This is a genomic window from Bacillus sp. V2I10, from assembly GCF_030817055.1.
Classification (GTDB): domain Bacteria; phylum Bacillota; class Bacilli; order Bacillales; family Bacillaceae; genus Bacillus_P.
Window position 1 is genome coordinate 911392 of record NZ_JAUSYV010000001.1, and the last position, 12578, is coordinate 923969.

Consider the following 12578-nt stretch of genomic DNA (forward strand, 5'->3'; position numbering starts at 1 on the left):
AATGTTTTTTTGTATCGGCGGTTCAATTTGTCTATTTTAGGGGTAAGGTAAATTATAGGCATTTTAAGTCGAGGGGGAAAATGGTTTGAAGCAGGCAATGTTAATTGTAAACCCATCTTCAGGAAAGGAAAAAGGGACTGAATATACAGAACATGCTTTAAAAACAATGAATAAAATGGGCTATGAAACAGAGCTCCATGAAACAAAAGGCGAGGGAGATGCAATGGAGTTTGCCCGGGAAGCCTGTGAAAGAAAGCTTGATTTTGTTGCAGCAATGGGCGGGGACGGTACTATAAATGAAGCAATAAACGGCATTGCTGAACAGGACCATCGGCCTTTATTCGGTTTAATCCCTCTCGGTACGGTGAACGATTTTGCCAGAGCGCTTAATATTCCGCTCGATCCTGAAGAGGCCATTTCCATTCTGGAGCAGCAGAACACAAGAAAAACGGATGTAGGAAAAATCAATGATCGATATTTTATTAATATAGTGGCTGTAGGTGCTTTAGCTGAAGCATCTTTCTCTACGCCAGTGGAGCAGAAAACAAAGCTTGGACCGCTTGCCTATATCATTGAAGGTGTAAAGAAAATGAAGGAGAAGCAGCCTTTTGAACTCAGGGTACAATCAGATAATGTCGTCTGGGAGGGCGAGGCGCTGCTTATGCTTGCAGCTCTGACAAACTCAGTCGGCGGATTCGAAACGATCGCCCCTGAAGCAGAGGTGAACGATGGCATGCTTCATGTCATGATTATTAAAGATATCGCCCTGCCGCAATTTCTGCTGCTGCTTCCTAAGATCATGACAGGTGAACTGGGAAACAGCGAGCATGTTGAATACTTAAAGGTGCCAATGATTGAAGCTTCCTCCACTTATGAAATGATTGCGAACGTAGACGGTGACGAAGGGGATAAGCTTCCGATAAAAGTAGAAAATTTAAAAAGACACATTGAAATACTGGTACCGAAGGAAGGATAGGAGGTTCGTTATATGAAGATAACGATTACTGATCTAGCTAAAGGCAAATTAAGTGAAATACCTGATGATAAGATGATCCAGCTTTCTTTTGATCGGGGCAGCTGTGATATTGTGAATACGCTGTATGAAATAAAGGTCATTAATAAAAGAGAAACTGAACCGTATGAAAAAGTGATTACATCAGAAAAGCTGGATTTTATCGTTGATGATGACTTTGAAGATGCATACGACAACGAGCTGACTATCGATTATTTGAACAATTTTTTTGTCTTTAAAAATAAGAATCAGACATTTAATAACAGAATAGGGATTCGATACGTTTAAAAGAAGGGGGGAGCCTCCTTCTTTTTATTCTGTGATTATAAAAAACAAATTGTTCAGAAAAAAAATATTGCAAACGCTATCAAGATGCAGTATGATTTCAATCAAAGGTATCCGAAACGTTTTGGAGGAAAGTATTTTGACAACAATTAAGGACATTGCGAAGGCCGCAGGAGTATCCGTTACGACTGTTTCAAGAGCATTGAACGGCTATTCGGATGTGAATGAAAAAACAAGACAAAAGATATTCAGAATCGCAAAAGAATTAAACTACAGTCCTAACACGCTTGCGCGGGGATTGGTTATGAAAAAGTCAAGAACAATCGGAATGCTCGTTTCAGGGATGGACCGCGTCAGTTCAAAGGATAATTTTACCTTTGAAGTGCTGTCCGGCGTTAATGAATGCATTTCTGAACGGGATTACGATCTGGTGCTTTTCAGTACAACGACAACAAAACAGCGGGAGAAAACCTATTCCCAGCTATGCAGGGAACGGCGGGTAGACGGAGCCATTCTTCAAGGAATGAAAATCGATGATCCTTATTTAAAAGAGGTTGTTGAGAGTGATATTCCCTGTATGCTCATCGATATTCCTATTGCATCAAACAGTGTTGGCTATGTGACGACAGATAATGTGCTCGGAGCAAAGCGTGCTGTTGAACATTTAATCAGCTTAGGACATACAAAAATAGCTTTGATTAATGGTCATGATCAGGCATATGTGAGTAAACAAAGGCTTAAAGGCTATTTAGATGCACTAATGGAAGCGAAGTTTGAAGTTAATGAAGACTGGATCATCAGCGGTGATTTTTCCGAGGAAAAAGCGGAATTGGTCACTGAAAAGCTTCTTAAAGAACACCCTGAAATAACGGCAGTTTTTTGTGCAAGTGATTTAATGGCGCTTGGCGCCATTAAAAGTGCGAAAGCATCAGGCATACATGTTCCAGACGGGCTTTCCATTATTGGTTATGACAACATTCTGCTTGCTTCATACTCAAATCCTGCATTAACGACAATTGCCCAGAATAAATTTGAACTTGGCTACCAGGCTGCAAATTCTCTGATCGATATGCTTGAAGGGAAAAGCGGATCGAATGTCATAACTCTTAAAACGGACTTGATCATTAGAGAATCAACCAAAGAAAACCACAGATCATAAGTGGTTTACCTATAAAATCCGAAACGTTTCGGGAGTGTTGATGAAAATCTATATTTTTTACAGTAAATCCGAAACGTTTCGGAACATCAAGGAGGACAAAGATGGATTACCGTGTGATAAAAGAAAATGACTTGTTTTTGCTGACAGATACTAATGGAAATATACCTGAAAATCATCCTTACGGCTTGGGACTTTATACAAAAGACACGCGTTTTTTAAGTAAATTGGATTTGAAGATTAATGGTGAAAACCCTATCTTGCTCTCATCCGACGCAGATCAAAACTATAAAGCTTGCATTCTCTTAACAAATCCCCATATGGAAGAAGACGGAGAGCTGATTTTATGGAGAGAATCCGTAGAGATTGAACGGTCACGATTCATTTATGATGATGTCCTTTATGAAGAAATAAAAGTGAAAAACTACTTTCCGAAGCCTGTAAAATTTGAAATCAGTATCCATGCTGATGCAGATTTTCTTGATATGTTTGTTGTCCGGGGATTTCAAAATGGAGATCTTGGCAGCCGAACAGGTCAAACGGCCGAAGGAAATACACTTTCCTTTCACTATGCTGGAGCAGACAAAGTAAAACGCAGCACATTGATAACTTGGGACAAAGAAGCTAAAAAAGTCGATGAAAAGGGAAAAATCGATTTTGAGTTTGAATTAACTCATTCTGAAACAGACACAGTGACGATTGCTATTAAGCCCCAGATTGGTGAAGCAAAAGTAAAAACTGCTGCGAAAAAAGATGAAGCTATGCAAAAGCTTGAAGAGTCCTATCAGAAGTGGAATGAACAAGCAGCAAGCATTAAAACAGATTTTACGCCGCTTCAGCGTCTGGTTGACCGCGGATTGAATGATATGAGGGTTTTACTGACAGATGCAGGATTTGGGCCATTTCCAGTTGCCGGGCTCCCTTGGTTTGGCGTTCCATTTGGCCGTGACAGTTTAATTGCAGCCCTGCAGATCCTGCCATTTCAAACGGAAATCGCAAAAGGAACACTTCTCACTATGGCGCATTATCAAGGACAGACTGTGGATCCATGGAGAGATGAACAGCCGGGTAAAATCATGCATGAAATCCGCTTTGGCGAACTTGCAGCTACTGGTCAAATTCCGTTTACTCCTTACTACGGAACGGTTGATGCAACACCTCTGTTTTTAATCCTGCTCTCTGAATATGTGAAGTGGACAGGTGACACGGAGTTCGCGGGAAGTCTTGAGAAAACAATTAAGAACGCTTTAATGTGGATTGATGAATATGGAGACCGCGACAAAGATCTTTTTGTGGAATATCATCAGGAATCAAGTAAAGGGATTGCAAATCAAGGCTGGAAGGATTCAGGCGATTCTGTTGTTCACAGAAATGGCGAATACGCAAAAACGCCTATAGCACTTGCAGAGGTGCAAGGATATGTCTATCAGGCCAAAATGGGAATCGCTGATATCTATGAAACGATGAATCAAACAGAACGTGCGGCACAGCTTCGCAGACAGGCAAATTCGCTGAAGCAAAGATTTGATGAAGAATTCTGGATGGAAGATGTTCAGTTCTATGCCATTGCACTTGATGAAAAGAAAGAACAGGTCGGAACGATTACCTCAAATCCAGGACATATTTTATTTTCAGGAATGCTGAATGAAGACAGAGCGAAAGCTGTGACTGAGATGCTTGTCTCACCTAAGATGTTCTCTGGATACGGAATCCGGACAATGGCTGAAGGCGAAGCAGGCTACAACCCGATGAGCTACCATGATGGCAGCATCTGGCCGCATGATAACAGCATCTCTCTTCTTGGAATGAGCAAAACGGGCTATCAGCAAGAAGCAGGCAAGGTGATGAACGGGCTCATTAACGCTGCATCCCATTTTGAATATGACCGTCTGCCTGAACTTTTCTGCGGATACGACAGCTTGGCCGGCAAAGCTGTGAAATATCCTGTCGCCTGTTCACCTCAAGCATGGGCAGCCGGAACACCGCTCGTCTTTATCCAGTCGATGCTGGGGTTATTTCCAGACAGCTTAAAGAAGGAAATCAGACTCTCACCGGTTTTACTTGATGGCATGAATGCACTGGAAGTTCAAAATATCTCTATTGGAGAAGGACAATTATCTATCGCAGTCATACGAAGCGGAGTGTCATTTACTGTGGAAGTTCTAAAAAATACTACAGGATATGCTTTGAAATCATCCGGTACACTTGTTCAAAAATAAGCTGGTTTACTTCAATCTTTTGGAAGGCAGCTTCCTTTAGATCATAAAAAAGCAATGGAAGGGGAAATGGCAATGAAATCAAGAAAATGGTTAACGAGGTTCGGAGTTGCTTCTATGTTATTTGCTGGGGCTTTAGCAGGATGCAGTTCAGACGAGACTTCAAAAGAGGGCGCAGACGGAGAGAAAGTGGAAGTGACACTGGCTGGATGGGGCGGAAATCCGACTGAAGAAAAGCTGCTAAAGCAGACGATTGAAGACTTTGAAGCGAAGCATCCGAAAATTGATGTCAAGCTCGAGGTTATTACAGAGCAATATATGGATGTTATTAAAACGCGTTTGATCGGCGGAGAAGGACCAGATGTTTTTTATCTGGATGCATTTGAAGCTCCTGGTCTGATTGAAACTGGCGTTATTGAGCCTTTAGATGAGTATGTAACAGAAGATTTTGATGTTGAAGACTTCGAGAAGCCATTATTGGAAGCGTTTGTTTCTGAGGACAAAACTTACGGTTTTCCAAAAGACTATTCAACTTTAGCACTCTTTTACAATAAAAAAATGCTAGCTGATGCTGGCGTAGAGGTTCCTAAGACGTGGGAAGAGTTCCGAGAGGCTTCAAAGAAACTAACGAAAGACGGGCAATACGGATTTGGCGTTGCGCCTGAGCTTGCACGCCAATACTGGGTTGCAGAATCACTTGGAGGCGATGTGGTAAAAGAGGATAAAGCGAATTTTGCATCTGATGAAGTAGTACAAGCATTAAAACCGGTTATTGATATGCACAACGTCGATAAATCTGCCGTTGAAGCTAAAGAAGTAGGCGCAACTTGGGGCGGAGAAATTTTCGGCCAGCAAAAAGCTGCTATGGTGATTGAAGGCAACTGGGCCATTCCATTCTTAGCTGATACATTCCCTGATGTTGAGTACGGAATTGCCGAGCTGCCGGAGATAGGCGGTGAGAAATCTACAATGGCATACAGTGTTGCTTATGTAATGAATGCTGCTTCTGAAAAGAAAGAAGCTTCATGGGAATTGCTTTCATACTTGACTGGAAAAGAAGGCATGGAGACATGGACCAGCAAAGGCTATGCTCTGCCGACGCGTAAATCAGTTGCAGAAAAGCTTGGCTATGACAAAGATGAGCTGCGCGGACCGCTTGTAGCAGGCGCTTCCTATGCAACTGTATGGTCAGAAGGGTCTAACCTTCCTATTATCGTGAATAATTTCAACAACCAATTTATGAGTGCTTTCCTTGGAGACCGTCCGCTTGAAGAAGCATTAAAAGAAGCGGAAAAACAGGCAAACAGCGAGATTGACTCGAAATAAGAAAAAGAGGCTGAGAAAAGGGAAATGCATGTTTCCCTTTTCTTCTTTAAAATCTGCACTGGTTCTTTCTGACGAAGTCTTTATCACTTCGTCAGAAAGAGTTCGTGCAGGATTTACTTAAAGTGGGGGGCTTGGATAGCAAAATGAAAAATCTATTTTCCAAACGAACATTAAGAGAGGCTGGACAAGGCTACTTTTTCATGTCGCCTGCATTGTTTGTCTTACTATTATTTATCATCGGTCCCATTTTTTATATTGTCTTTCTTTCGTTTCATAAAGTACAGCTGCTGGGAACGGCAAGCTACGATTTCGTAGCTTTTGATAACTTTACGAGAATACTAGATGACACCCGGGCGCAGATCGCTTTGTGGAACACATTTAAATATGTGGTGATTGTAGTTCCGTGTCAGACGATTCTCGCGTTAATTCTTGCCGCAACATTAAATGCAGGCTTAAAGGGTCAAACATTCTTTAGAATTGTTTACTTTCTGCCTACCCTGACATCGTCTGCTGTATTAACCCTGATTTTTATGTGGATGTACAACAAAAATGGATTAATCAACAACGTATTAGACACACTTGGCTTGCCGACTTACAACTTCCTTGGAGACCCGAATATCGCGCTCAATGCGATTATGATTATGAACATTTGGTCGACAGCACCGTTCTTCATGGTTATCTATTTAGCTGCTCTGCAGGATATTCCGGACTCTCTTTACGAAGCTGCTGAGCTTGACGGGGCAAATACCATTCAGAAATTCTTGAAAATTACGGTACCGCAATTGCGCCCGGTAACATCATTTGTAGCGATTATGGGCTTAATCGGAACGTTCCAGCTGTTTGATCAATCCTACATTTTCTCAGCGGGATCAGGAGGACCGGATAATTCAACCTTAACTGTTGTTCTTTTAGTCTATCAGTATGCGTTTAAAAATCTCGGAACGATGGGATACGCAGCGGCTCTTGTTCTTCTGCTTGCCATTGTTATTCTTGTGGCGACATTGCTGCAGCGGAAATTTTCAAAAGAAGAGTCACTTTACTAAAAGGAGGATGGAAAGATGAAAAAGAAATTTGGAATTGGAAAAGCGATTGTATACGCGATTCTAATACTCTATGCTGTTACAACACTTGTGCCGTTTTTATGGGCTCTTTCCTCTTCGTTCAAAACGCTGCAGGAAATTGTCAGCGGCACCCTAAGCTTTATTCCGAAAAACTTTACGTTTGATAACTATAAGCAAATTTTTATAGAGCAGGAGCTTTTCCCAAGATGGATGTTTAACAGTGTTTTAATCGCTGTTATAGGTACGGTATTAAATCTTTTGTTCAATTCTATGGCAGGGTACGCTCTTGCAAGACTCAGCTTTCCCGGCAAAAAGGCGCTGTTCATTACGATTCTTGCCGTGCTGATGATTCCCGCTCAAGTCACGATGATTCCAAACTACTTGATTTTAAAAGAGTTCGGGTGGCTGAATTCGTATCAGGGAATGATCGTTCCGGCCATGATTAATGCGACGTTCATTTTCATGATGCGCCAGTTCTTTATCAACTTTCCAAAAGAATTGGAAGAAGCAGCTGAAATGGATGGCCTCAGCAGGCTGGGCACGTTCTTTAAAATTGTTCTTCCGCTTGCACGACCGGCTCTTGCTGCACAGGCAATCTTCGTATTCATGGGCTTCTGGAACGATTTTATGAGACCGCTGATTGTCATGACGGATATTGAAATGTTCACACTGCCGCTCGGTCTGAATACGTTCAAAGGACAGTTTGTCAGCTATTGGAACTACATTATGGCAGCTTCAATGGTGTTTACATTGCCTGTCCTGCTGATTTATGCGTTCTTCAATCGTTATTTTATAAAGGGGATTTCCTTTACTGGAGGGAAATAATAAGGAAGCTGGTGCGGAGGCATCAGCTTCTTTTTTTTGTTTCACAATGTCTTTTTAACTGCTGCAGCAGGGAAAGTGCCAGTTTCTCAGTCAGCTTGCTTGATAGCTTGCCCAAGATTTTTGCAAGCTTCGATAAATAGATGGTCTCATAGGTTTGAGTGACCTGAGTGTCGCCCTGTACATCTTCAAGGTGATAGGAAATCACCATTTTAAACGCTTTGCTTTCAAGGGAATACGTATAAGTTTCCGGTTCGGCAACCGCACCATTTTTTCCTTGAAAAGAAGTTCGCATCACACCTTCTCTTTGCACTTGAATAAATGATGCTCCCTCACTCTTCTCTGCTGAGGGCTGTTCGTATTGGATCTTTTCTATTTCTTTTGTCCATGTCTCGCGAGCGGCCGGTGAGGAAAGCTGTTCAAAAACAAATCCTATCGGTGCGTGAATAACGAGTGTATGCTTCAAGATAGATAATCCTCCCATTTCTTTGATTGAAGAGCTTCCTTCAATTTCATAAGTGCTGATGTTTCAATGGTTTTTATTTCTTCAATTAATCCTCCCTCTATAAAGAAAGGAATAACTCTGGATTTCTAGCTTTTTCTTAAGATTTCATCTAGATTTATTTTAATTAGACATCAAAGTTATGGATGTAAGTTGAAAATAAGGATATTTTTGGTGCGTTAGAGAAAAAAAGTCCTTAACTGCCTAACCACTCCTATCCAAAAAGTGGTTATCTAGTTAAAGTATGGTTGCACTGGTGGATGTCCACATGTCTCATGGAGGTCAACCCTCCCATGTCTCACAGAGTCTACGCTCCAAAATTCCTTCGTCCAACCTTTCCATGAGGTGGATGTCAGTGATGCTGCCCGACAGGATCAAAGTCCTTACTTTAATTGTTTTACTGACTAATCCGTGCTTCAAATGTCTAAATAATAATCCTAAATAAAACCTTTTGAATATTAACTAATGAACCCTAAGCTGCCAGTAAAGGAGCCATATGAGGAATATCCTTCAACATTCTATCTTCACTAAATTCACATTGTTTTGTACCAATCGTAAAAAGAATTCGTATCAGCTTATTACATATCGCTATCAGCGATTGCATTTTCTTTAGAGGATTATTTTTACGTGTTGTAAAATACTCATGTAAAGCTTTAAAAGCAGTGTTCTTAGCTACCAAAGGCATCGCTACTCGGAAGAGGAGAGCCCTTAGTGTCTTCCTGCCTCTCTTTGTAATCTTCGTATGCCCTTTGTGCTTTCCAGAGGTGTTCTCCTTTAAACTCAACCCAGCTAACTTGATGATTTGTCGAGGGTGAGAATAGTAACTTAAATTCCCTACTTCAGAAAAGAAGCCAGCTACAGTGTCCTTGCCGATTCCTGTGATGGCCAACATTTGTTGAACACCTGGTATCCGTTCAAGGAGTCCATCAATATCAGATTCTAGTTCTTCGAACTTTTCATTTATTAACTCATACTTGTCTAGTAAAGTGCGAAGCTCTAATTTAGCCATCCTTGAACCTTCACGAATACCGATAGAGTCTTTGGCTACTCGTTTAAGTTCTTGAATTTTACTGAGTCCAACCGCACGTTTTACAGCTTTTCTGAGGTGAATGAGGATCTCTTGTTCCGAGACTATCTCTAACTCATGTGGTAATACGTTTAACTTTAATAATTGTAGTGCTGCTTTTCCTTCCCAATCCTTAAACACTGTAAGGAATTCAGGGAAATATCGATCTAACCAGTTATGAATTTGCCCCTGCACAGCTTGTAAGTCAACAAATAAGAGATCGCGTATTTTCCTTGCCACACGAAGTTCTGCATAAACTCCTTGTGGAATATTAGGTTCGGCATATCTCCCATCTTTGACTAGCTGTGCAATGACTTTAGCGTCCTTCACATCATTTTTGGTTGGAGAATTATCATCTAATTCTTTAGATTTCTTCACATGCATAGGATTTACCACGACAAACTTTATCTCCTCTTCTTTAAGAAAATGAGCGAGGTTGAGCCAATAATGACCTGTCGGCTCCATTCCAATAATCACCTTATCCATGCCGTGTTGTTCCATCAAATGTTTTATCCAGCCTAAAAAAAGATTAAAATGTGATTTGGTATTTTCAAAATGACAAGGTGCACCAAACTCTAGGCCTCTAAAGTCTTGAGCACGAGCTACATGCTTGTACTTCGCAATATCTACACCTACAATTAGTGTTTGAGAAGTTATTTGAGCAATCTTTTTATTTTGGTTATAATTCATTTGAACAGCCTCCTGGTTATTTGAGTTCGTCCTTTTTGCCGGCAAGCACTGGACACTCATATCTTACCAAGAGGTTTATTTTTTGTTCAAACCCCATTTTTCTTCATTACAGGAATGCTGCCAGATGCATAAACAGCTCCTTGCGCTCAGCCTCAGTAAACACCAGATGCTCGCTACCTTCTGCTTTTTGACTAAGCAGATCAGCGTTCATTTGTTTATACTCTTCCAAGTTGAAATCTTCACTATGAAAAAACTGATTCAGCTTCTGAAATTTTTCTTTCATTCCCGTCTAAATTTCAGCAGAGCGGAAAGCTGTATAATAAAGGATATATCCTGCTTTCAAAATGAAAAAGCTGATCTTCATACAGATCAGCTTTTTTGTCATTTAATCTACTCTATATTTTAAGTAACTGTAGTTCTCTGTCGGTTTCACTTCAACCGTTTTTCCATCTGCATCTTTAAGGATTTCAAACTCCTGATACGTTTCTACCCAATATCCATCTTTCTCTTCTGATGCGATTTTCTTATCCTCGTACACTGTAAAAAGCGGCTGCTCCTTTGCCGCAGTCTCTGCTTCTTCTTCAGCAGCCATAGGAAAGGATCCTGTTTCAATATTTCTTGCCTGAAATGAATCTAAATAGGCCATCGTTCCAATCAGGAGGACAAGAAAAAAGAGGGTGAAAATTTGTGAACTTGTTTTAGACAGCAACACCAGCCGCTCCTTTCAAAAACATCTTAATTCATATGTACGCTCGTCTCACAGGAATATGTCCATTCTTAAAGGAGAATGATAAGGATAAAAAAAGGAAAGTGATATAGATGGCACGAATAATTCTGCTTGCTGTACTGCTTAGTCTTTGTATCCCGCTGGAACAATCTGCTGCAGCAAAAGCACCTGAACTTAAGCTTTCGGATATCAATCAGAAAGAACATGAAATAAAACCCCCCTACGATCAGCCCATTGTTCTGAATTTCTGGGCATCCTGGTGCGGTCCCTGCAAAATGGAAGCACCTGATTTAGTGAAGCTTGCTGAGAAATATAAAGGTCATGTGAAGATTTATGCGGTCAATATGACCAATCAGGATTCAGAAGAAGGAGCGTATATGTTCGCTAAAGACTATGGATTTTCATTTCCTGTTTTGCTTGATAAGACTGGGGAAGCTTCTTCATTATTTAGAGTAGCGGCGGTGCCTACAACCTTTTTTGTGGATAGGAATGGCGAAATTGCGAGTGTGCTGACTGGGTATGGAGGGACAGAGCTGCTTGAGAAGCGGGTTAAGGCATTAATAGCTCATTAGTACGAAGGACCGATCGTAATTGACCGGTCCTCCTTTTTTTAATTAAGCCCAAGCAATAGAACTAACCCATACCCGGCAGCAGACAGCAGCACAGACCCTGTCAAACCGGCAATCAACGGCTTAGAGCCAAGCTTTTTAAAAGTCTTTAAGTTTACGTTTAATCCAAGTCCAGCCATGGCCATTCCAATTAATAGATAGGAAAAAGAGACAAGGAAAGAGGCCGTTTCCTCTGAAGCAATTCCAGCTGTTTTTAACCCGCTCATGAAAAGGAATCCTAGAATAAACCAAGGAATAGGCAGGGAAGAGGGAGCACCTTCTGGCTTTTTTTCTCTAAAAAGGATTCCGACTATCAGAGCAGCGGGTACAAGCAGGGCGACACGGGTTAATTTTACGATAATGGCTAAATCTTCTGATTCGGTTCCTCCAATCGATGCCGCAGCTACGACATGTGCGACCTCATGCAGCGTTCCTCCGGAAAAAGCACCGAAACCATAGGGTGTTAGATTTATAAAAGAATATAAAAAGGTGTACAGCAGGGTAAAGGCCGTGCCTAAAATGGCAATGGTTCCTGCACTTACAGCAGTCTCCTCATCATTTGCCTTAACCAATGGGGCAATTGCCGCAACTGCTGCAGCCCCGCAAATTGCGGTTCCACATGCGGTGAGTATACTGATTTTCTTATCCACTTTGAGAAAGCGGGAAAGAGCATATACCAGGGGTATGGTAAAGAGGATTACGATGAAGGAAAGGATAAACACGTTAATTCCAGCTTGATAGAGAACTGTCAGGTTTAATCTCATTCCGAGAAAAATGATGCCGAGGCGCAATAGCTTTTTACTTGAAAAAGAGGCTCCTTTAAGCACTGTCTCACTTATTCCGGCAGAAGCTCTCCACAACATTCCCAGAATCATGGCGATGATAAGGGGTCCTATAACGGAAAATAAGGAGAAACTTGCTATATAAGAAGCAATAGCTGCAAATATGAATGTCAGCAAAATCCCTTGCATAAAAGGCAACCGCTGATGTTTTAGCTTTGTTTGACTGTTCAACATGATGTACACTTCCTAAGAAATTTGTTCTTAAGATAACTTTATCAACTTCATAACTATTAGTAAAATAAATATAAATTATAATATTTATTAG

At 41.1% G+C, this 12578-nt stretch carries 13 protein-coding genes; 8 read left to right on the plus strand and 5 right to left on the minus strand.

From position 1 onward, the window contains the following. Window positions 1–85 precede the first annotated feature (85 nt). The 7 genes from QFZ72_RS04655 (at window position 86) to QFZ72_RS04685 (ending at window position 7881) form a co-directional block, all read left to right on the plus strand. On the plus strand, window positions 86–976 hold the full coding sequence (locus QFZ72_RS04655; RefSeq protein WP_307430036.1) for a YegS/Rv2252/BmrU family lipid kinase: 891 nt from the start codon (window positions 86–88) through the stop codon (window positions 974–976). Window positions 977–988: 12 nt separating this feature from the next. Further along, window positions 989–1300, plus strand: a complete 312-nt coding sequence (locus QFZ72_RS04660; protein ID WP_307430039.1) for an iron-sulfur cluster biosynthesis family protein — start codon at window positions 989–991, stop codon at window positions 1298–1300. Between the two features lie 136 nt (window positions 1301–1436). After that, window positions 1437–2456 (plus strand): LacI family DNA-binding transcriptional regulator, encoded by a 1020-nt coding sequence (locus tag QFZ72_RS04665; protein ID WP_307430042.1) that lies wholly within the window; start codon window positions 1437–1439, stop codon window positions 2454–2456. Between the two features lie 101 nt (window positions 2457–2557). Next, a complete protein-coding gene (locus QFZ72_RS04670) occupies window positions 2558–4672 on the plus strand; it encodes an amylo-alpha-1,6-glucosidase (protein WP_307430045.1) in 2115 nt (704 codons plus the stop codon). A 72-nt stretch (window positions 4673–4744) separates the two neighbouring features. Beyond that, complete coding sequence (locus tag QFZ72_RS04675; protein ID WP_307430048.1) at window positions 4745–5995, plus strand: ABC transporter substrate-binding protein; 1251 nt, start codon at window positions 4745–4747, stop codon at window positions 5993–5995. A gap of 143 nt (window positions 5996–6138) precedes the next feature. Continuing rightward, complete coding sequence (locus QFZ72_RS04680) at window positions 6139–7038, plus strand: carbohydrate ABC transporter permease (RefSeq protein ID WP_307430051.1); 900 nt, start codon at window positions 6139–6141, stop codon at window positions 7036–7038. 15 nt (window positions 7039–7053) lie between these two features. After that, on the plus strand, window positions 7054–7881 hold the full coding sequence (locus QFZ72_RS04685) for a carbohydrate ABC transporter permease (RefSeq protein ID WP_307430054.1): 828 nt from the start codon (window positions 7054–7056) through the stop codon (window positions 7879–7881). A 22-nt stretch (window positions 7882–7903) separates the two neighbouring features. On the opposite strand, the gene QFZ72_RS04690 is transcribed toward QFZ72_RS04685, so the two are convergent. From QFZ72_RS04690 to QFZ72_RS04705, 4 genes are all read right to left on the minus strand, one after another. After that, window positions 7904–8344 (minus strand): SRPBCC family protein, encoded by a 441-nt coding sequence (locus tag QFZ72_RS04690; protein ID WP_307430058.1) that lies wholly within the window; start codon window positions 8342–8344, stop codon window positions 7904–7906. Between the two features lie 508 nt (window positions 8345–8852). Further along, the gene (locus QFZ72_RS04695) at window positions 8853–10136 is read right to left on the minus strand and encodes an IS110 family RNA-guided transposase (RefSeq protein WP_307430061.1); all 1284 of its coding nucleotides are present in this window, start codon (window positions 10134–10136) and stop codon (window positions 8853–8855) included. Window positions 10137–10242: 106 nt separating this feature from the next. Beyond that, a complete protein-coding gene (locus QFZ72_RS04700; RefSeq protein ID WP_307430063.1) occupies window positions 10243–10365 on the minus strand; it encodes a hypothetical protein in 123 nt (40 codons plus the stop codon). A gap of 156 nt (window positions 10366–10521) precedes the next feature. After that, complete coding sequence (locus tag QFZ72_RS04705) at window positions 10522–10845, minus strand: hypothetical protein (RefSeq protein ID WP_307430065.1); 324 nt, start codon at window positions 10843–10845, stop codon at window positions 10522–10524. 110 nt (window positions 10846–10955) lie between these two features. Here QFZ72_RS04705 and QFZ72_RS04710 point away from each other — a divergent pair, with 110 nt between their 5' ends. Continuing rightward, on the plus strand, window positions 10956–11435 hold the full coding sequence (locus tag QFZ72_RS04710; protein WP_307430068.1) for a TlpA family protein disulfide reductase: 480 nt from the start codon (window positions 10956–10958) through the stop codon (window positions 11433–11435). Window positions 11436–11473: 38 nt separating this feature from the next. Here the strand turns inward: QFZ72_RS04710 and QFZ72_RS04715 are convergent, their stop codons facing one another. After that, on the minus strand, window positions 11474–12487 hold the full coding sequence (locus QFZ72_RS04715; RefSeq protein ID WP_307430071.1) for a YeiH family protein: 1014 nt from the start codon (window positions 12485–12487) through the stop codon (window positions 11474–11476). Between the last annotated feature and the right edge of the window lie 91 nt (window positions 12488–12578).

Excerpts from the sequence above, each read along its gene's own strand:
- QFZ72_RS04660 (WP_307430039.1), top strand. The coding sequence starts at position 989 with ATGAAGATAACGATTACTGATCTAGCTAAAGGCAAATTAAGTGAAATA.
- QFZ72_RS04670 (WP_307430045.1), top strand. The coding sequence starts at position 2,558 with ATGGATTACCGTGTGATAAAAGAAAATGACTTGTTTTTGCTGACAGAT.
- QFZ72_RS04675 (WP_307430048.1), top strand. The coding sequence starts at position 4,745 with ATGAAATCAAGAAAATGGTTAACGAGGTTCGGAGTTGCTTCTATGTTA.
- QFZ72_RS04680 (WP_307430051.1), top strand. The coding sequence starts at position 6,139 with ATGAAAAATCTATTTTCCAAACGAACATTAAGAGAGGCTGGACAAGGC.
- QFZ72_RS04685 (WP_307430054.1), top strand. The coding sequence starts at position 7,054 with ATGAAAAAGAAATTTGGAATTGGAAAAGCGATTGTATACGCGATTCTA.
- QFZ72_RS04695 (WP_307430061.1), bottom strand. The coding sequence starts at position 10,136 with ATGAATTATAACCAAAATAAAAAGATTGCTCAAATAACTTCTCAAACA.
- QFZ72_RS04710 (WP_307430068.1), top strand. The coding sequence starts at position 10,956 with ATGGCACGAATAATTCTGCTTGCTGTACTGCTTAGTCTTTGTATCCCG.
- QFZ72_RS04715 (WP_307430071.1), bottom strand. The coding sequence starts at position 12,487 with ATGTTGAACAGTCAAACAAAGCTAAAACATCAGCGGTTGCCTTTTATG.